Consider the following 18,544-nt stretch of genomic DNA (forward strand, 5'->3'; position numbering starts at 1 on the left):
GACACACTTGGAGAAAATGAATGCAAAGACGTGTAAAACAGCAGGGTTTTACCCTATTAGAAGTCATGGTTGTCGTAGTGATACTGGGTATCCTTGCCAGTTTTGTCGTCCCTAACTTGTTAGGCAACAAAGAAAAAGCCGACCAACAAAAAGCCATTACTGACATTGTGGCATTGGAAAATGCTCTGGATATGTACAAGTTGGACAACAGCGTTTATCCCACGACGGATCAAGGCTTAGACGCCTTGGTAACTAAGCCGAGTAACCCGGCGCCTCGCAACTACCGCGATGGCGGTTACATCAAGCGTTTGCCAAACGACCCTTGGGGTAATGCTTATCAGTATTTAAGCCCTGGTGATAATGGCGCCTTTGACGTCTTTACTTTGGGCTCTGATAACCAAGAGGGCGGTGAAGGTTCGGCGTCGGATATTGGCAACTACAACATTCAAGATTTCCAATAAGTCGCCTTATGCCTTTATGTTCAAGCCGCCGAAGTGGCGGCTTTACCTTGTTAGAGATCTTGTTGGTTTTGCTGTTATTGTCTTTAACGGCGGTTGCCGTTATCGCGACGATTCCCAGTAACCAAAACGATGAGGCTCAAAAAGAAGCGCGACGCCTTTACCACCGACTGCAGTTGCTCAACGATGAAGCATTACTCAGCGGTCAAGATTATGGTATGTACGTCGATGTGACTCATGGGCAGTATCAGTTTTTGTTATTGACGCAAGATGGTTGGCAGGCGATTGATCGCTATAAAATGCCGTCAGAAAATACCTTGCCAGAGAGTTTAGCCATGGCGTTAACACTGGGCTCAGCGGGTGAAGACGACGCCAGTTTGTTTGAAAATATTGAGCCATTGTTTGGTGATGAGGACTTGTTCGACGACATCGACGAGACCTTCTCAACGCAAGAATCGGCGCAAAAAAAGGTGGAGCCCCAGTTGTATTTTTTGTCGAGCGGTGAAGTGACGCCGTTCTCTATCTCGGTGTACCCCAGCGATCAGGCGAGCCATCAGGGATGGAGCGTGGGGGCGAAAGCCAACGGGGAGTTGTACCTCAGTCGAGCGGAGGATGATGGTCAAGATGCGTATTAAAGGGCGCTCTTCTCAGCAGCGAGGCATGACATTGCTTGAAGTGCTGGTGGCTTTGGTCATTTTTGCCACGGCAGCCATGAGTGTGATTCGTGCGGTCAGTCAGCACATTAATACGTTGAGCTACCTAGAGGAAAAAACGTTTGCCTCGATGGTTGCAGACAATCAAATGGCGTCCGTGTACCTATCGGGGTCGACCACGGCTCGCTCAGGTACGGAACAGCTCGCTGGAAGAACTTGGTATTGGAGTGTTAAACCAGTCAGTACCAGTGGCAGTTTTTTACAGGCGGTCGATGTCACGGTGGCCGCGCGCAAAGACGCCAGCCCAGTGGTTTCGCTGCGCAGTTACTTGGAAAAATAGTATGGCGCTGACGATTTACAGTAGAGCTTACCAACGCCGAGCGAGGTTATCGGCTAAGTCACGGTTGAAGCAAAGCGCATTTACTTTGATTGAAGTCTTGGTCGCCATGGCTATTTTTGCTGTGATGAGTGTCGGGGCTTACCAGATCCTCAATCAAGTTCAGCGCAGTAATCAAATATCGGCAGACAGCACGGCGAGGATGAACGAATTGCAAAAAGCGATGGTGTTTATGGACAGTGATTTTCGTCAGATGGCATTGCGTCAAACCCGTTCACAAGGCGAAGAGCCCAGCCAAGCCTTAATTGAGTGGTCAGAGTATTTACTCGATTCCGATCAGCAAGGGGTTCGCTTTAGTCGTTTGGGGTGGTTAAACCCCAATCAGCAGTTTAACCGCGGTGAAGTGGCGAAAGTCGGTTATCGCATTAAAGATCAGGTTTTACAGCGGGTGTGGTGGTCGCACCCGGATAGCCCACTTGGTGAGCCGCCGATTGTTCGTTCACTTTTACAGGGCGTCGAGAGTTGGCAAATGCGTTTTTACGATGGCGAGTCTTGGACACAGGATTGGGAGAGTGCAAACACGTTACCTAAAGCGGTAAAAGTGGAGTTAACGCTCAGTGATTATGGCAAAATATCAAGGACGTATTTAACGACTGGCGCGGTCCTTTCCGGTGATTCGATTGCGGGCAGTGATGATAATGAATAGTCCTGCTGTCACCCGAAGTCGGGGCGTTGCTTTAATTATCGTGTTGTTGATTTTGGCGATGATGACCACGATTGCCGCTTCTATGTCTGAGCGTTTGTGGGGGCAATTTGCTCGTGCAACGCACACCCTCGACTATCAACAAGCCTATTGGTATAGCTTAGGGGTCGAAGCGTTAGCGAAAACGGCGATAGAAAAGAGTTATGAAGACGATGATGACGTGATCGCGTTGGATCAACCTTGGGCCACAGAAGAGCAAGTGTATCCCCTCGACAATGGCCAAGTACAAGGTCATATTGTCGATATGCAAGCGTGCTTTAATCTCAATGCATTGGCCAACGCGACAGCCGATCTCAACGCCACGAGCCGGCCTTTTTTGGTCTCGGTGTTGCTCAATTTATTAGAAGCGACGGGGATTGATAGCGCTCAAGCCGAAGTGATCGCTGACTCAACATGGGAATTTATTGACAGCAACAGTGTGACGAACTCGCAAACCGGTGTGGAAGAGCGCACTTACGAAAGTTTTGACCCTGCCTATCTCAGTCCCAACACCTTTTTGGCCGATGGTTCTGAGATGCGTTCTGTGTATCAAATGAGTGGGGCCATCATGCAGACGTTGTCAGGATTAGTTTGTGCTTTACCCGATGATGATTGGCGTTTAAACGTCAATACCCTTAGCGTGGCACAAGCGCCTTTACTGGTGGCACTCTTTTCACCGACGCTGAGTTTGAGTCAAGCACAAGAATTGATTGAGAGTCGTCCTACTGACGGCTGGGAATCGGTGGAGACGTTTTTAGATCAATCGGCGTTGTCCACGGTAACCGATACCATCAAGGACGAGGCCGACGGTTATCTAACGGTCGACAGTCGCTATTTTGAATTAGATGCGCAAGTCACCGTAGGGGAATCTCGAGTTCGCCTACGCAGCTTGTTATACAGTAGTAATCGTGAGACGGCTGAAGTCATACGCCGTCGTTTTGGAGGGATCAGTGAGCGAGTGTCTAACCGTTCGGCTGAGTAGCGAACACAAGACATCCATTCTGTGGTCCGTTTGGTCCAATCAAGAACAGGATGTGATTGCCAGCGGCGCGCTGGAAACCATACAAGAACTCGAAAAATTGACCCCGTACGCCACGGGTCGGCGAGTGGTCGTGTTGCTGTCGTCTAGCGATGTCTTGTTGACCGAGGTTGACATCCCCGCAGGCAGTGCACGGCAGTTCGAGAGTATATTGCCCTATCTAATTGAGGACGAAATTGCCCAAGATGTCGATGAGCTACATTTTAGTCTCATCGCTAAGCGGGCGAGTAGTGCCTATGTTTGTGCGGTTGAAAAGCAATGGCTCAATGAGATCATCGCGCAATTTGCCGCTCATGACATGGAAATTGCTCAGGTGCTGCCCGATGTGTTGGCGTTACCTAGGCACGGCGAAATGGCTTGTGCTTTACACATCGACAATACCTGGTTGCTGCGCGTTGCCGATCACCTCGGGGTGAGCTTAGAGCCCGATTGGTTACCGCTGTACTTAAATGATCGTGCCAAAACTGGCGAAACGGTTACGGTAGCAAGTTACAGCGAGGTACCGAACACACTTTCGTTTAGCCCAACCATTGAGTGGCAGCAGATGCCGCTGGAAATGCCAATGGCTTTACTGTCGAAAGGGGCATCGAGTAGTAAGGTCAATGTGTTGACAGGCGCGTTTCAGCGCAAGTCCTCATGGGCTCCCTACTGGTCGATTTGGCGCAAAGCGGGGATTGCCGCCACCTTATTACTGGTGGTGATAGGCGTACAGAAAGGCCTTGAGACTTATCGTTTTGAACAGCAGGCGACGGCCTATCGGGAGCGCAGTGAAACCATTTTTAGAAAAGTCTTTCCCGATAAGCAACGCATTCCTACCGTGAGCTATTTGAAGCGTCAATTTGATACCGAGTTAGCGCGTTTGACCGGTGGTGATTCGGGGGAGTCGGTACTGAGTTGGTTTGCCGCGATGCCGGCAACTCTTGCCAGTGTCAAAGGCATGGAGATCCAAAGTCTCAAATACGATCATCAGCAAGCTCAAGTGCGTTTACAAGTCAGTAGCCCAGACTTTCAAAGTTTTGAGCAGGCACGTGCGCGTTTGGCTGAACATTTTGTTGTTGAACAAGGCCAGCTTAACCGCAATGGTCAACAGGTGTTGGGCAGCTTTGTGCTGGCCAAGCAGTGAGGAAACCATGAAATCCATATCTCAGCCCTTGTTACAGTGGTGGCAAACCATCACCTCTAGAGAACAGAAGCTTGTTATTGGCGCCGGTTTAGTCGTTGCCATTGCCTTGTTGTATTGGGGAATCGTGATGCCATTGCTTCATCAAGCCGAGCAAGCCGAGCAGCGATTAAACAGCGCGATGCAACTCAATACTTGGGTTAGTGAGCGAGCGAACCAAATTGTGCAGTTGCGCGGTCAAGGTGGGCGCCAATACTCGAGTGCGCCGCTTAATCAATTGGTTGCCGAGTCAGCAGGGCAGTTTACAGTGGAGCTGATCCGAATGCAGCCTCGCAACGACGATGGCTTGCAAGTATGGATTCAACCCTTGGCCTTTGATCAGTTGATCAATTGGATCGATTTTTTGCAACAGCAACAGGGGATCACCGTTGAGTACCTCGATATCGACCGCGGTCAACAAAGCGGTACGGTAGAGGTGAACCGCTTACAATTTAAGCGAGGGTAAGATGAGACGAGCAGTATTATACAGTTTGATTTTTTTGCTGTTCTTTGCGGTGAGTGTGGTGATCAGTGTACCGGTTACACAATTACTGCCTTACATGCCTTTACCTAAAGCACTTCAGTTGCAAGGGGTGAGCGGTACCTTGTGGCAGGGAAAAGCTCAAGAGGTTTATTGGGATAAGACGTCGCTTGGTCAAGTGAGTTGGGATTGGCAGTCTAGTGCGTTGTGGCAAGGTGACATGGCCTATCAGGTGCGTTTTGGAGAAGGCAGTGCTTGGCAGCTGCGCGGTCGTGGTGTTGTTGGTAGCCACTGGTCTGGTCAAGTGTTTGCTCGCCACGTTTTCGCATCAATGCCGGCGGCTCATGTGGCCAGACAACTGGATTTGCCTGTGCCCATCAGTGTGACGGGGCAAGTTGAGCTCACCCTGAGGGATTGGCAATACGCCCAGCCTTGGTGTGTACAGGGCGAAGGTGAAGTCGTGTGGAATACCGATGCCGTTGGAACGCCGCTCGGCCCATTACAATTGGGACCAGTGATCACAGACATTCAATGCCAAAATAATGCGATCACCGCCAAAGGGGAACAAAAAAGCGATCAAGTCAGTGCGGCGTTTAGCGCGGAGTTAAGTCAAAATGGCCGTTATCAAAGTCAAGCTTGGTTTCAACCAGGGCGCGAGTTTCCTGAGCAAATGGCATCGCAATTACAATGGTTGGGCAAGCCTGATAACAAAGGGCAATACCAGTTTGATCACAAAGGCCGGTTGCGGTTGTGATGCCCAGACGTATAACGGTGTGTTCCTTGATGGGTAATACAATGATTGGAATAAAAAACGAGCGTCTCAAGCGCTCGTTTTTTATTCCAAAGACCGTGGTCAGACACGCTTTTTTGTGCCCTTCTTTTAGAGGCTACTTTTTCTTGATTAAGATTTGATCCCAAGGCAGATCGGCATCACCGAGTACAATAAAATTGGGGTTTTGAAACGTATCCCTTTCATTGTAGGACAGCGGGTCTAGTTGGGTACTGAGAATGCGGCCACCGGCTTGTTCAACAATACACTGGGTTGCCGCCGTATCCCATTCACCCGTTGGCCCTAGTCTCAGGTAGCAATCCACGGCACCTTCTGCCACTAGGCAGGCTTTTAAGGCCGCAGAGCCTAGAGGGATCAGTTCGTAATTCCACTCTGAGCTCATACAGTTAGTGATGCGATTGATGTTTTGCCGACGGCTGATGGCGATGGCGATACTTTGTTTGGCGTATTCGTGTTTGTGAGTGTAAATTTTTACACTTTCGCCCATTTCGGGAATTTTCCAAGCTCCCTTGCCCTGATAGGCGTAATAGGTCACGCCAGAGACGGGGCCATAAACAACCCCCATCACGGGATGATTGTCTTCGACCAGGGCGATGATGGTAGCGAAATCGCCACTGCGCGCAATAAACTCTTGGGTGCCATCGAGTGGATCAACTAACCAGTACCGGTGCCAGTGTGCTCGCTGTTTTAAGCTGATGTCGGCATCTTCTTCAGAGAGTACGGGGATATCGGGGGTGAGTTGTTTTAGCGCCTCAGTGATCAGTTTATGGGCGGCGAGATCGGCGCTGGTGACAGGGGTTTCATCGTCTTTGGTGTACGCTTGATATTGTTTGGTTTCGTAAATGTCTAAGATCAGTTGGCCAGCTTGGCGTGCAATGTCGATAACACTAGGTAATAGATGAGATAAATCCTGCATGTCTCTTTCCCTATTTTGACAAGTGACGCAAGGTCATCATTAAAGCGGTGATACTTCGAGCTTCACAAAAGTCGAGGTGAGTGAGCAGCTCTTCCGCTTGCGCCAGTGGCCAGCGAACGATGTCGAGGGGCTCTGGCTCGTCACCTTCAAGCTTTTCTGGATAGAGGTCTTGAGCAATGAACAACGTCATTTTGCTAGAGAAATAAGAGGGCGCGAGCACAACTTGTTTAAGTGGTGTTAAGGTTTTCGCCCCAAAGCCAATTTCTTCTTTGAGTTCACGTACCGCGGCTTGTTGTTCCGTTTCGCCAGGGTCAATCAACCCTTTGGGAAAGCCAAGTTCGTAGCGCTCTGTCCCGGCACCGTATTCCCGTACGAGTAAAATATCGCCTTGCTCTGTGATTGGCACCATCAAAACGGCATTGCGACCACTGGGTCGCATGCGTTCATAGCGGCGTTCTACACCGTTTGAAAAACGCAGGTCTAGGCCCTCAATCGTAAAGAGTCTAGATTGAGCAACAGTGTGTTTGGCTATGATCTCTGGTGGTACTCGCTTAGACATTGGCTAACTCCTTGACTGGCATGTTAGGACTAATATAGGTAAAAATGCACTGACTGCCAATAAGATAGCCCTTCAAATTATCGTCAATTCACAGTTTGTCGACATTGGGCTCAAAAAGACAGCGCGGGGATAAGGGGTAATATGAATGCATAAGTATATTGGTTGGCAAAATGAACTGACGATGAGTAAGCCGTCAGCGGCGAAGAGGCATGGGTGTGACATCGGTAACGCCCATCGTATTGAGCGTTACCGTAAGCAGGTTGAAGTGTGTCCTGTTCGCCGTGCGATTACATGTAAGAGTGATCACCGCGGTTGTGCTCGGTAGCATCGCGCACACCGGTGAGTTCGCCTTCAAACATGTTGAGCAGTTGCTTTTCAATGCCGTCTTTAAGAGTGACATCGACCATAGAACAACCGTTACAGCCACCGCCAAAGGCGATAATGGCCACGCCATCTTCGGTGATTTCAACCAGGTTAATATGACCGCCATGACCGGCTAAATCAGGGTTGATTTGCGTTTGAATGAGATACTCAACACGCTCGATTAAAGGTGCATCGTCTGAGACTTTACGCATCTTGGCATTGGGCGCTTTTAGCGTCAGTTGAGAGCCCATTTTATCAGTGACAAAATCAATAACGGCCTCGTCTAAGAAGGGTAAGCTTAATTCGTCAATCATGGCCGAAAAACCGTTAAACGGCAGTTCTGTATCATTGGACTCTACGGCTTCTGGTGGGCAGTAAGAAACGCCACACTCTGCGTTTTGAGTACCTGGATTGACGACAAAAATACGAATATTAGTGCCTTCGGCTTGTTGAGAGAGTAAGTTGGCAAAATGAGTTTGCGCTGTTTCAGTAATGGTAATATTTGACACGACGAATACCTGAGTAACTTTGTAGGCTATTTAATCATCATTCTACTCCAGAGAAATTTGAGATCTAGCCTTTTGTGAATTTTGAGTGCAGTTAACATTTCGATCTTGGATCACCTGTGCGACAAATACAATAGATATCGATTTTTTTTACTCCACACTCGAAGAGCAAAGGGCAAATGGCATTGAGCGTACTGCCTGTCGTGACGACGTCATCGACCAAGGCGACATGGCTAGGTAGCGCTCGGCAGGAGGGTAACAATGCGATGGCACCTTGGAGGTTTTTTTGTCGCTCTTTGCGTGTTAATCCACGTTGAACTTGGGTATGACGAGTGCGCTTGAGGGCATTGACGGTTCGATTGCCGAGCCTTTGACTCAGTGCACGTGCAATCAATTCGCTTTGGTTATAGCCTCGTTGCCATTGGCGTCGCCAGAATAAAGGCACTGGGATCATGACTGCAGCGGGGGTGTCAATGCGCTTAGCCAGTAAGGCGGCAAGGTCATTGGCGAAATACGGCTGCTGCTGGTATTTGAGTTTGTGAATATACTGATCAAGAGGAAATTGGTAATCTCCCAAACAGTACAAGCGCTGCCAGTAAGGCGGTTGCAGTAGGCACTGACCGCACAGATCCTCTTCGGCTGCCAGTTGTAACCCACATCGAGGGCATAAACAGTCACTCGAGAGGCTTTGATAGCAACTGTGGCACCAAAGGCTGTGATCTTGCGTAACGCGAGGCAAACCACACAAATGGCATGGGGTGGGTGAGGGGACTAAAAACCAGGCTAAGTGATGTACAAAGTCTCTAAGAGCAAAACGCATTGTCGATAACCTCATTTAGCCACCTAATCCATGGAGTGAGTTTTTATCATAGCGGTCTGTGTTGATCAGTTAGAGGGATATTTGAGGGATAAAACGTGACACAAGTAGAAAACATTCACTGGCAAAGTATGGGCCAAGGGCCAGATCTGGTGCTGTTACATGGTTGGGGCATGAATGCTGAGGTGTGGTCGGAAATTGCCCTGCCACTCAGTCGACATTTTCGCGTGCATTTGGTTGACTTACCCGGTTATGGGTTCAGTGCAGGTTGCCCTGCGACAGATTGGCAGCACTTGCAATCACAACTGTTGGCACAGGCGCCGGATAAGGCCATTTGGCTCGGTTGGTCCTTGGGCGGTTTAGTGGTGACTCAACTTGCCTTATCCGTTCCCGAGCGAGTCAGTCATGCGATCACGGTGGCGAGTTCGCCGCGCTTTTCGGCGTTAAAAGCGCAGCGATGGCGAGGGATTGAGCCCGAAGTCTTAGCGCAATTTAGCCAGCAATTACAGTCAGATTTTCAGCAAACGATAGAGCGTTTTATGGCTTTACAAGCCATGGGGAGCAGAACCGCCAAGCGCGATGTCAAAACCATTAAGCAGGCTGTGTTGTCACGTCCTACACCTTGCCCAGAGTCTCTGGCACAAGGGTTAGACTGGTTGGCAAAGATCGACTTACGCGAGCAATTGGTCAATATTAAGTTGCCGTTTTTGCGTCTATATGGACGCCTAGATGGTTTGGTTCCTAAAATTACGGCCACCCATGTAGACCAGTTACACCCGAGCAGTGAAAGTATTATTTTTGCACAATCCTCACACGCGCCTTTCATTACTGAGCCGGAGGAATTTTACAATACCATTATAAAATTTGTTCAAAAAAACAGCTAAACTTGAGTGAGTTTTCGCCGATAACTTTACTGCCAATAACGGGATGACATTGGTTGTGCGCTAAATGTTCTCATTGATGAGAGGCGGATAGCGATGAGTTGGGCGATTCTCTTTGGAGGTGTCGCATGAATGTATCATTGAATAATATCAATGTGCCGTTAATCGCCCCAACGGTGAATTTGCCAACTGAACAAGTCGCACGGGACAATCGAGTTAAACAACCCGTTAGGCCAACAGTGGCAACGTCTCGAGCACAATCCGAGCGAAAAACATCGACACAGGAAAAGCACGATAAAAACCAAGCCTGGGATCCGTCATTGCACCCAGACTATGAGGTTGATGGCGTGACTGAACAAGCTGATAGTGAAGACGCGGCCTCGCCATTGACGAGGTGGTTTGAGTTGTTAGCGCTGAGCAGTTACAGCGAAAATCAGGGCTTGGGTTATACCGTGCGCTTTCGATTGCCGAAGAATTTGCTTGATGGGATCGCGCATTCCGGAGAAATGAATAAACGCCGACAAGTGATCCGATATCACTATGGTCACTCGGTCGCGCCCAATTCTCCCTCTCACGTGATTGCCGTGCTCTAACCCCGTGGTGGTATGTATCAAACGATGAGCTTTCATCACGATGACAACTACCGTTGGTCAGCGATGTGTTAGAAAAACAATGGCCCTCATAACGAGGGCCATTTTTTTGCGCTTATACCTACCGGATTCAATCTGTGGTCAATGATAGCGCAGTGGTCGAACTTGAGAGCAAGACAAGATCTTTTCTTAACGACGTTATCGAGTTTGTTAACTCGCTAGGGTGATCCGCTTATTTCGTTGCGTTGGCCATTAACGTTTGGCTTTGGCAAAGGCCGCGGCAAAAGCGCCCCCCATCGCACCATTGGTCTCTGGTTGAGATGAGTGCGTTCGCGAATGACGCTGCCCTTTGTTTTGATGGCGCCCTTTGTCGTGGCTGGCTTTCGCACCACTTTGCCCCGGTTCATCGTTGAGGCGCATAGAAAGCCCTATGCGTTTACGAGCCGCGTCAACTTCCATCACTTTCACTTTGACAATATCGCCTGCTTTCACGACCTCACGTGGGTCTGACACGTAGCGATCGGTCAGTGCGGAAATGTGTACTAAACCATCTTGGTGTACGCCAATATCGACAAAAGCGCCAAAGTTTGCCACGTTTGAGACCACACCCTCTAAGACCATTCCAGGTTCTAAGTCTTTAATTTCATTGACTCCTTCGGCAAAGGTGGCGGTTTTAAACTCAGGTCTTGGATCGCGACCGGGTTTGTCGAGTTCTTTGATGATATCGGTGACCGTAGGTAAGCCAAATTCATCATCAGTGTAATCTATGGCATTGAGCTGGCGCAAAAACGCACTTTGACCAATCAGTTCGGCAAGCGGTTTGTGTTGTTTTTCCGCGATACGCTTGACGACCGGATACGCTTCGGGGTGAACGGCAGACGCATCAAGTGGGTTTTTACCATCCATAATACGTAAGAAACCGGCACATTGTTCGAAGGCTTTCGGCCCCAAACGAGGTACTTTTTTCAAACTGGTGCGTGCGTCAAAGCGGCCGTTTTCATCGCGATAGTCGACGATGTTTTGCGCCAGGGTCTGCGAGAGGCCCGCTACGCGAGTCAGCAAGGCTGCGGATGCGGTGTTGACATCAACACCGACGGCGTTAACACAGTCTTCCACAACCGCATCGAGCCGTTTTGCTAGCATCGATTGACTCACATCGTGTTGGTATTGGCCTACTCCAATCGATTTAGGATCAATTTTAACCAATTCGGCAAGCGGGTCTTGCAGACGACGGGCAATGGAGACGGCACCGCGTAAAGAAACGTCGAGGTTAGGGAATTCTTTGGCGGCCAGCTCCGAAGCGGAGTAAACCGACGCGCCGGCTTCACTAACGGTGATTTTCTGTACTTTTAGATTGGCTTGCTTGATCAAATCGGCGACAAAAGCATCGGTTTCCCGAGAGGCGGTACCATTGCCGATAGCGATGAGATCGACCTGGTGTTGTTTAACCAAGTGAACCACCGTTTGAGCGGCCTGAGCGTACTGCTTTTGTGGTGGGTGTGGATAAATGGTGTCTGTTGCGAGCACTTTACCTGTGCTATCGACGACGGCAATTTTAGAGCCGGTGCGCAATCCAGGATCCAAACCTAAAGTCGCTTTGGGACCTGCAGGCGCGGCCATGAGCAGATCTTTGAGGTTAGTGGCAAAGACATCAATGGCTTCAATTTCAGCGCGCTCTTTCATGGTCGTCATGAACTCGGTTTCCATATGCATGGAGACCTTGATACGCCACGCCCAGCTGATCACTTGTTTGCGCCAGCTATCGCCCGGTGCATCACTGAGATTGAGACCATAGTAGTGAGCGATAATGGTTTCACAATGAGACTGGCGTACGTCTTCTTCTTGGTCGGGGTCGGCATTGAGCGTCAAATTGAGGACACCTTCATTGCGGCCGCGCAGCATGGCCAGCGCACGGTGAGATGGAACCTTTGCAATCGGCTCTTTATGGTCAAAATAATCTTTGAATTTTTCCCCAGATTGCTCCTGACCAGCGATCACTGTGGACTCTATTTGAGCGTGACGCGTCAAATGTTGGCGCAGTTGTGCGAGCAAATCCGCCTCTTCGGCAATGCGCTCCATCACAATTGCACGGGCGCCGTCTAGCGCGTCTTTGATCTCGTTAATTTTGTGCTCAGGGTTGAGGTAGTGCTGTGCGCGGGTGGCCGGGTCTTGGCTCGGGTCTTGCCAAAGTAAGTCGGCGAGTGGCTCTAAACCGGCTTCGATGGCGATTTGCCCTTTGGTTCTGCGTTTTGGTTTGTAGGGTAGGTACAAATCTTCTAAGCGAGTTTTGCTGTCGGCACTTTGAATCGCAGCGTGTAGATCCGGGGTTAACTTACCTTGCTCCTCGATGGACTTGAGAATGCTTTGGCGTCGTTCTTCTAATTCTCGTAAATAACTTAAACGACTGTCTAGGTTGCGCAGTTGGGTGTCGTCTAGTCCACCGGTTGCCTCTTTGCGATAGCGTGCGATAAAAGGCACCGTGTTGCCATCGTCGATTAATTGCACCGCCGCGGTGACTTGCTCAAGACGGACGTTGAGTTCTTTAGCAAGAGTTTGAGAGATAACTTGGCTCATCCGTGGTTCTCTTTTTGTCGAGTTGCGAAAACTCTTTTTTTGAATGTATGATCAGAATATGGGGATAAAAAGACGATTTTACAAAGTGATATCGGCAAAACAAAGTCAGTTTTTAGCAAACTAAGCGTGGCGACACATTTTGTATTCCCTGTGATCATCTGAAAATTTTAATTTTGATTACAATGTGTTAAGCATACGAATATCACAGTCGTGGTGACCGGTATTGCCAATCGCTTGTTTGAGAGGCACAAAACCGAGCTTTTCATACAAACCGACCGCTTTGCTCAACTCTGGTAAGGTTTCTAAATAACAATACTGATAACCTATGGCTTTTGCGTATTGCAGGCTGTGTTCAATCAAGGCTTTTCCAATTCCTAGCCCGTGATAGTCTTGCTTTACATAAAGTTTTTGTAGCTCACAGTAGTTTTCAGTGCCACCTTGTAACGGGGCTATGCCACAGCCACCGGCAAGTTTACCTGCATACAGTGCAACCCAATAACGATGTTTTTCTTTTTGATAGGCAGCGGTGAGGTCAACTAACGCGGGGTCGTGTAAACTGACGCCTTCTAAATGGTCAATGCCGTGGTCGAAAAAGCTTTGCCTAATGATATCAGCCATGATGAGGTTATCACTGCTTTGAATGGTGCGAATAACAATAGGAGAAGAGGTGGGCATCATAAGGTCTTATTGTCCGTAGGTCATACACTGAGCATAAAAGCCGGTGTATAGGAAATCAATATTTTGTGATGATCATGGCGAGTATTTACCTCGTTGTCACAGTGATGTCGAGTAATCACTGGCGCTGAATAAGGACAAACAATGAAGTCAAAACTCATTACCCGTGAGGGGTATAATAAACTGAAACAAGAACACGATTACCTGTGGCATGAGCGTCGACCTGAAGTGACGAAAATTGTGACTTGGGCAGCGAGCTTAGGGGATCGTTCTGAGAACGCTGACTATACGTTTAACAAGCGATTATTGAGGCAAATTGATCGACGGGTCCGTTTTTTGCGCAAGTACCTACCGGATGTCACTGTCGTTGACTACTCTGAGCAACAAGAGGGGAAGGTGTTTTTTGGTGCTTGGGTTGAAATTGAAAATGAAGCCGGAGTGATTAAGCAGTTTCGCATCGTAGGCCCTGAAGAAATTTATGGGGAAGAGGCAAAAATGTATATTTCGATCGATGCCCCGATGGCGCGTGCGTTGTTAAAGAAAGAAGTGGATGAAGACGTCGTTGTCCGTACACCAGAAGGTGAGAAAGTGTGGTGGATTAACCGCATAGAATATGGAAAAACGATCGATTTTCGCCCGAATTGGTTGCTGTCTACCATAAAAGATAAGACCAATGGATAAATGTTATGGCGGTTGATGGCGAAGAAAGCAGGGTGAAAGCAAAAGGGTGAAGACAAGAAAGAAAAACACACTTACTCGCTGTTTTGAAACGGCTTGGTGAGCGACACAACTGGGGGTAATCGTGATGGTCTAGGCTAAGTGCCTTGATTGCGATAGTTTTTGTATACTAAGACAGTGTGTACTCAGTTAGGTATACTGCTCAGGTTTAGCTTATTACTGGCGCTCAACCTAACCTTGAGTGGTCTTCCAATTTCATTGCTGCAAAGGCGCGTCTTCAAGAAAAACTTTTGCGCTTTGGGTGATGGCGTGCCAAGCCGAGCCACGAAGTTTGTTTTGATAGTGTAAATACGCGTCTTGATCAACAAACTCATAATGAAAATGGAACATTTGTCGCTCTTGTTTGGATGGATAAATTTCGAATAATAAGCAACCGCTGTGCTGTAAAGCTTTGGCGCAATGATAGTCGATTGCCGCCGTTACGACATCAACATCACGCTCGGCTACGTGCATGTAACCCTTGATGATGACCTTTGGCATAACAAGATCCTATGAATTGACTGTTTACCCATTCACCCTACCGCTAATTTGCCTCATTTTGTTAACAAATTACTTATTTTACTCGAGTTTTGAGGCTGTTATCACATGCTGGTGATAGTGTATTCACACCGAGCAGTGTCTGATGTTAACTGCGCAGCGCTTTCTTTTTCATTCAGCGCTGCGCATGTCAGTCTGTCCATTCGCATGATCTACCCTGTGTTTTTTCCGTTTGAGTTATCGACCTACGACGACGACACGGGCGTTGCGGGGTAAGTGGTGTTTTTGCAGAGTGTAGCAATCGACAGGAGGTGGTTGGTGTCCCCTTGGTCTTTTCGGAAAAATGACTCGGCATTTTAAATGGCGCTCACGACGGCCAATACCGAAAGGAAATTGACGATGCTTTTTGATTTTTCTGTGATGCTTGTGCTTGTGCTTGTATTTGTGTTTTGCGTCATCAATTTTCACATCGACAACACCGGGGATAGAGACCACAACCTGATCAGCATTGGCGCTCAGCGGAGTAAAAAATACCGCTGCCGCGATCAACAATAATACTTTTTTAACGGATAACATCTCGCTCTCCTCTCTTATGAGAAATACCAGAGAATTGAAGCTAGAGTATCCTTCCAAAGCCTATTATTTGTGTCATCAATATGACAGGCTTAAGTTGGAAAACAAACACGTCAAGTTAATGAGACACACTCGAAAAATAGAGCATATTGCTTTCCATCTCAACGGGCTCGGGCTTGCCTAAGTGATAACCTTGTAAATATTCGCACCCAGCTTGGCTGAGCTCGTCTTGTTGCTCTTGGGTTTCCACGCCTTCTGCAATAACCTTAAGGTCTAAAGCTTTGGCAAGGCTAATGATGGCCATGACAAAGGCGTGATCCGATTTAGAACGAGTCAAATCGTTAATAAAGTCACGATCAATTTTTAAGTAATCGACAGGGTATCTCTTCAGGTAGCTCAAGCTTGAATAACCGGTGCCAAAATCATCAACGGCGATTTGACTGCCCATGGCTCTTAGCTCTGCAAGGACCTTTTGACTGTTTTCTGGGTTTTTCATAATCGATGTTTCTGTTATCTCAAAGATCAATCGACTTGGCGGTATCTTATTGCGTTGTAAGGTGGTTTTTATGTCGTCCATAAAATGGGGCAGCTCCATTTGAATGGCGCTAATGTTTATGGAAATCGCTTGATACTGTCTGAACAAGGTTTCATTTTCACAGGTTTTGTTTAATACCAACATACCCAACTGATGAATCAATGTACTTTCCTCGGCAACCGGAATAAATTGATCGGGAAATAATTTATCCGTGTCATCGCTAGGCCAACGGCACAAGGCTTCCGCGTGAGTAGTTTGGTTGGTTTTGGTATTGAAAATGGGCTGATAGTGGACTTCAAGGCGGTTGAGCTCTATCGCTCGCTTCAGTCGTTGCTCAATTTCTAAACGCTGTTCAATGTGCTCGGTTAGGCCTTTAGTGTAAAAGCTGAAAGTGTTTTTGCCTTGTGATTTCGCTTGATACATGGCGACATCGGCACGTCTTAGTAGTGTGTCGGGGTCTTGACCGTCACGTGGGAAACTCACAATGCCAACACTGGCTGAGAGGCTATGCTGTGTCTTGTGTATTGTTAATGGCAGGTTAATTTCATCGAGTAAGGTTTGGCATTCCCGCTTGAGTTTCATGGCTTGATAGTTGTTATTGAGTAACACCACAAATTCGTCCCCGCCAAAACGATACACTTCATCTTGTGGCGACAAAAAAGTCTCGATGCGCTCAGACAGGACTTTTAACACGCGATCGCCTTCGGAGTGACCACGGCAGTCGTTGATGTTTTTGAAGTTATCCAGATCTAAATAGAGCAAAACAAAGTTTTTATCCGGCTCGGGGTTGTGGCAAAGCTCGGTTAATCGTTTGACCAGCACTGTGCGATTGGGCAACCCAGTCAACTCGTCGTGTTTTGCAATGTAGCACATCTCTTCTTGTAAATGGTGCTCTTTGGTTATGTCCTGATAAACCAGTACTACCCCTTGAAATTGCTTTTTATCCATAATGGGGTAGGCACGCTCTTTGATGATCATTTCTCCTTGTGAAGGGGAGTGTAGCTTGAGTTTTTGCTCGCGCTGAAATAGCTCATGACAAGACAGGACTTGGTTGACCGAGGTTGGCGTCTGCACGCCATCAAGATCGTATAGTTTAATTATATCATCGGCTGGTGAGTGCAGTGGCTGAGTGCTTTGACACAGGTCGAGTAAGGATCTAGCTTTAGGATTAACATAAGTGACTTTACCTTCGGTGTCGGTGGCGACAATCGCATCGCCGACGGAGCTCAAGGTCAATTGCAAAAATTGCTCGCGTTGCTGAGCTTGCTGATCGAGATGTTTTTCTCGAGAGATGTCAGAAAGGACCACATAAGCGCGCATTTGCAGGTGTTCTTCTTTTATGACTGCCGAAAATAAGACATTAATAGGCTCGCCATTCGCGTGTCGGAATTGATAGTCGAGCTCGTGTACCGTGCCACGTCGATAAAGTTGTGGCATGTGAGTATTGAGAGCCAGTTCTTTGCTGTTGGGCATCATGAAGTCAACCGATGCTTTGCCAAGCACGTCTTTTCTTTGATAGCCCAGTAAGTTTAACCATTGGTCACTGACATCAACAATGTCACCATACTGATCTAGGGTGTACATGGCGACAGGCGTCTTGCGATAAAGCTCTTTAGATTGTTGTTGTTGTGAAATTAACTGGGCTTGATTTTTTTTATTGCTGTACACCGCAAACGCTAAGGCCAACAAAGGGATCAGTGACAATAAGTGAGGCAAGTAAAAAAGGGCGGTAGCAAACTCGGCGAATTTTAAAATGGGGTCAGTGGGTATCAGAGCGCCAATATTGAGCATCAAAGTGACGAAAATGGTGGCAAAAAAAGCCATGTAGACAGCAGCACTTAACGAAATAACGGCGATGACAAAATAGGCCGTTGAAATGTAAATATAAGGGAAGGCCAAGTGAATTAAACTGTGATAAATAATCACCCCTCCAGCGATCAGCAAAGCCAATACCCATGGTTTGAGAAACGATTCCAATGTCGTGGTTAACCCTCGTTGGCTGACTAACAGACATAAAGGCAATAAGGCAAAGCAACCAATGACGCTCGATAACCACCAGTTTAATGTAAAGCTCCACGATAATTGTTGGCTGTAGGTATAGTGAAGTAAGGTGCCGGATAAGGCGCCCGTAATGGGTGTTAAAAAGCAAACTAAATAAAAGACTTTTAACAAGGCAAACGGTTTTTTAAACACTTGGTCTATCGATACATGGTGTTTTAATACATGAGCGGTAATGGTGATTTCTATTAGGTTGGCGGGCAAAAAGCTCAAGCTTTGTAGTATCGAGGACGAATACGGGTAATCGGCGGCTAAATTGGCGATCGCAACCCCAAGTAATGCCGTCGACCAGTATTTAGCATCTTGCGTTGACAAGTAATAGGCAACGCTAATATTGGCCATCCACAGTAACGCAATGTTTTGTCCGTCGCGAGTTAATGCCAAGGCCAGGCTGGCGAAAAGATAAAACAAGCCACTGCTGATCGTTAAAGTGGTAAGCCGCTGATGCTTAAAAGCTCGCTCAATTAAAAGAGTAGTCATTTTATTTAGCCTAACTGAGTAACATTGAGGTGTGATTACCTCTAATAAATCATCGAGTGAATGATAGGCATTAGCCAATTCTAATATGTGTCTATCAATTAGCTTAGTCGGTTCAGCCAATATTGATGGGCTAAATATTAAAA

General features: G+C 47.7%; 20 protein-coding genes. 11 read left to right on the plus strand and 9 right to left on the minus strand.

Annotated features, from left to right (window positions below; translation table 11 throughout):
- Positions 1-20 precede the first annotated feature (20 nt).
- From gspG to AB0763_RS00560, 8 genes are read left to right on the plus strand one after another with little or no spacing between them, the layout of a single operon-like run.
- Entirely contained in the window at positions 21-461 is a 441-nt protein-coding gene (gene gspG / locus AB0763_RS00525) for a type II secretion system major pseudopilin GspG (protein WP_306101833.1), read from the plus strand.
- An 8-nt stretch (positions 462-469) separates the two neighbouring features.
- The gene (gene gspH / locus AB0763_RS00530; protein WP_306101834.1) at positions 470-1,093 is read left to right on the plus strand and encodes a type II secretion system minor pseudopilin GspH; all 624 of its coding nucleotides are present in this window, start codon (positions 470-472) and stop codon (positions 1,091-1,093) included.
- Positions 1,083-1,451, plus strand: a complete 369-nt coding sequence (gspI, locus tag AB0763_RS00535; protein ID WP_306101835.1) for a type II secretion system minor pseudopilin GspI — start codon at positions 1,083-1,085, stop codon at positions 1,449-1,451. The genes gspH and gspI overlap by 11 nt, the downstream gene beginning before the upstream one ends.
- 1 nt (position 1,452) lies before the next feature.
- Complete coding sequence (gene gspJ, locus AB0763_RS00540; protein ID WP_306101836.1) at positions 1,453-2,154, plus strand: type II secretion system minor pseudopilin GspJ; 702 nt, start codon at positions 1,453-1,455, stop codon at positions 2,152-2,154.
- Positions 2,147-3,172 carry a type II secretion system minor pseudopilin GspK gene (gene gspK / locus AB0763_RS00545; RefSeq protein WP_306101837.1) on the plus strand — a complete coding sequence of 342 codons (1,026 nt, stop codon included), beginning with the start codon at positions 2,147-2,149 and terminating at the stop codon, positions 3,170-3,172. Before gspJ ends, gspK begins: the two co-directional genes overlap by 8 nt.
- Complete coding sequence (gspL, locus tag AB0763_RS00550) at positions 3,141-4,352, plus strand: type II secretion system protein GspL (RefSeq protein ID WP_306101838.1); 1,212 nt, start codon at positions 3,141-3,143, stop codon at positions 4,350-4,352. The genes gspK and gspL overlap by 32 nt, the downstream gene beginning before the upstream one ends.
- 7 nt (positions 4,353-4,359) lie before the next feature.
- The gene (locus AB0763_RS00555; RefSeq protein WP_306101839.1) at positions 4,360-4,854 is read left to right on the plus strand and encodes a type II secretion system protein M; all 495 of its coding nucleotides are present in this window, start codon (positions 4,360-4,362) and stop codon (positions 4,852-4,854) included.
- Position 4,855: 1 nt separating this feature from the next.
- On the plus strand, positions 4,856-5,623 hold the full coding sequence (locus tag AB0763_RS00560) for a type II secretion system protein N (protein ID WP_306101840.1): 768 nt from the start codon (positions 4,856-4,858) through the stop codon (positions 5,621-5,623).
- 133 nt (positions 5,624-5,756) lie between these two features.
- Here AB0763_RS00560 and cysQ read toward each other — a convergent pair whose 3' ends face one another.
- From cysQ to AB0763_RS00580, 4 genes are all read right to left on the minus strand, one after another.
- Entirely contained in the window at positions 5,757-6,575 is an 819-nt protein-coding gene (gene cysQ, locus AB0763_RS00565; RefSeq protein ID WP_306101841.1) for a 3'(2'),5'-bisphosphate nucleotidase CysQ, read from the minus strand.
- A 10-nt stretch (positions 6,576-6,585) separates the two neighbouring features.
- Positions 6,586-7,134, minus strand: a complete 549-nt coding sequence (gene nudE, locus AB0763_RS00570; RefSeq protein WP_306101842.1) for an ADP compounds hydrolase NudE — start codon at positions 7,132-7,134, stop codon at positions 6,586-6,588.
- 287 nt (positions 7,135-7,421) lie between these two features.
- Positions 7,422-8,006, minus strand: coding sequence for a Fe-S biogenesis protein NfuA (nfuA, locus tag AB0763_RS00575; protein WP_306101844.1), 585 nt, complete (start codon positions 8,004-8,006; stop codon positions 7,422-7,424).
- A 91-nt stretch (positions 8,007-8,097) separates the two neighbouring features.
- On the minus strand, positions 8,098-8,838 hold the full coding sequence (locus tag AB0763_RS00580) for a ComF family protein (protein ID WP_306101845.1): 741 nt from the start codon (positions 8,836-8,838) through the stop codon (positions 8,098-8,100).
- A 113-nt stretch (positions 8,839-8,951) separates the two neighbouring features.
- On the opposite strand from AB0763_RS00580, the gene bioH reads away from it, so the two are divergent.
- Positions 8,952-9,704, plus strand: coding sequence for a pimeloyl-ACP methyl ester esterase BioH (gene bioH, locus AB0763_RS00585; RefSeq protein ID WP_306101917.1), 753 nt, complete (start codon positions 8,952-8,954; stop codon positions 9,702-9,704).
- Positions 9,705-9,829: 125 nt separating this feature from the next.
- Positions 9,830-10,294, plus strand: a complete 465-nt coding sequence (locus AB0763_RS00590) for an ATP-dependent Lon protease (protein WP_306101846.1) — start codon at positions 9,830-9,832, stop codon at positions 10,292-10,294.
- Positions 10,295-10,543: 249 nt separating this feature from the next.
- On the opposite strand, the gene AB0763_RS00595 is transcribed toward AB0763_RS00590, so the two are convergent.
- Together AB0763_RS00595 and AB0763_RS00600 are read right to left on the minus strand one after the other, a co-directional pair.
- Positions 10,544-12,865, minus strand: coding sequence for a Tex family protein (locus AB0763_RS00595; RefSeq protein ID WP_306101847.1), 2,322 nt, complete (start codon positions 12,863-12,865; stop codon positions 10,544-10,546).
- A gap of 177 nt (positions 12,866-13,042) precedes the next feature.
- Positions 13,043-13,543, minus strand: a complete 501-nt coding sequence (locus tag AB0763_RS00600; protein ID WP_306101848.1) for a GNAT family N-acetyltransferase — start codon at positions 13,541-13,543, stop codon at positions 13,043-13,045.
- A 141-nt stretch (positions 13,544-13,684) separates the two neighbouring features.
- On the opposite strand from AB0763_RS00600, the gene greB reads away from it, so the two are divergent.
- Positions 13,685-14,221, plus strand: a complete 537-nt coding sequence (gene greB, locus AB0763_RS00605; RefSeq protein WP_306101849.1) for a transcription elongation factor GreB — start codon at positions 13,685-13,687, stop codon at positions 14,219-14,221.
- 252 nt (positions 14,222-14,473) lie between these two features.
- Here greB and AB0763_RS00610 read toward each other — a convergent pair whose 3' ends face one another.
- The 3 genes from AB0763_RS00610 to AB0763_RS00620 all read right to left on the minus strand — a co-directional run bounded on the left by AB0763_RS00610 (position 14,474) and on the right by AB0763_RS00620 (position 18,401).
- Positions 14,474-14,758 carry a hypothetical protein gene (locus tag AB0763_RS00610; protein WP_306101850.1) on the minus strand — a complete coding sequence of 95 codons (285 nt, stop codon included), beginning with the start codon at positions 14,756-14,758 and terminating at the stop codon, positions 14,474-14,476.
- Positions 14,759-14,992: 234 nt separating this feature from the next.
- Positions 14,993-15,331 carry a hypothetical protein gene (locus tag AB0763_RS00615; RefSeq protein WP_306101851.1) on the minus strand — a complete coding sequence of 113 codons (339 nt, stop codon included), beginning with the start codon at positions 15,329-15,331 and terminating at the stop codon, positions 14,993-14,995.
- A gap of 115 nt (positions 15,332-15,446) precedes the next feature.
- A complete protein-coding gene (locus tag AB0763_RS00620; RefSeq protein WP_306101852.1) occupies positions 15,447-18,401 on the minus strand; it encodes an EAL domain-containing protein in 2,955 nt (984 codons plus the stop codon).
- Between the last annotated feature and the right edge of the window lie 143 nt (positions 18,402-18,544).

This window comes from Vibrio sp. HB236076 (assembly GCF_040957575.1).
Lineage (GTDB): Bacteria > Pseudomonadota > Gammaproteobacteria > Enterobacterales > Vibrionaceae > Vibrio.

Coding starts and splice junctions, on each gene's coding strand:
- AB0763_RS00580 (WP_306101845.1), bottom strand. CDS start 8,838: ATGAGGTTATCGACAATGCGTTTTGCTCTTAGAGACTTTGTACATCAC.
- gspJ (WP_306101836.1), top strand. CDS start 1,453: ATGGCGCTGACGATTTACAGTAGAGCTTACCAACGCCGAGCGAGGTTA.
- nudE (WP_306101842.1), bottom strand. CDS start 7,134: ATGTCTAAGCGAGTACCACCAGAGATCATAGCCAAACACACTGTTGCT.
- AB0763_RS00590 (WP_306101846.1), top strand. CDS start 9,830: ATGAATGTATCATTGAATAATATCAATGTGCCGTTAATCGCCCCAACG.
- AB0763_RS00595 (WP_306101847.1), bottom strand. CDS start 12,865: ATGAGCCAAGTTATCTCTCAAACTCTTGCTAAAGAACTCAACGTCCGT.
- gspI (WP_306101835.1), top strand. CDS start 1,083: ATGCGTATTAAAGGGCGCTCTTCTCAGCAGCGAGGCATGACATTGCTT.
- cysQ (WP_306101841.1), bottom strand. CDS start 6,575: ATGCAGGATTTATCTCATCTATTACCTAGTGTTATCGACATTGCACGC.
- gspG (WP_306101833.1), top strand. CDS start 21: ATGCAAAGACGTGTAAAACAGCAGGGTTTTACCCTATTAGAAGTCATG.
- AB0763_RS00600 (WP_306101848.1), bottom strand. CDS start 13,543: ATGATGCCCACCTCTTCTCCTATTGTTATTCGCACCATTCAAAGCAGT.
- AB0763_RS00555 (WP_306101839.1), top strand. CDS start 4,360: ATGAAATCCATATCTCAGCCCTTGTTACAGTGGTGGCAAACCATCACC.
- AB0763_RS00620 (WP_306101852.1), bottom strand. CDS start 18,401: ATGACTACTCTTTTAATTGAGCGAGCTTTTAAGCATCAGCGGCTTACC.
- AB0763_RS00560 (WP_306101840.1), top strand. CDS start 4,856: ATGAGACGAGCAGTATTATACAGTTTGATTTTTTTGCTGTTCTTTGCG.
- gspK (WP_306101837.1), top strand. CDS start 2,147: ATGAATAGTCCTGCTGTCACCCGAAGTCGGGGCGTTGCTTTAATTATC.
- gspH (WP_306101834.1), top strand. CDS start 470: ATGCCTTTATGTTCAAGCCGCCGAAGTGGCGGCTTTACCTTGTTAGAG.
- AB0763_RS00615 (WP_306101851.1), bottom strand. CDS start 15,331: ATGTTATCCGTTAAAAAAGTATTATTGTTGATCGCGGCAGCGGTATTT.
- greB (WP_306101849.1), top strand. CDS start 13,685: ATGAAGTCAAAACTCATTACCCGTGAGGGGTATAATAAACTGAAACAA.
- AB0763_RS00610 (WP_306101850.1), bottom strand. CDS start 14,758: ATGCCAAAGGTCATCATCAAGGGTTACATGCACGTAGCCGAGCGTGAT.
- bioH (WP_306101917.1), top strand. CDS start 8,952: ATGGGCCAAGGGCCAGATCTGGTGCTGTTACATGGTTGGGGCATGAAT.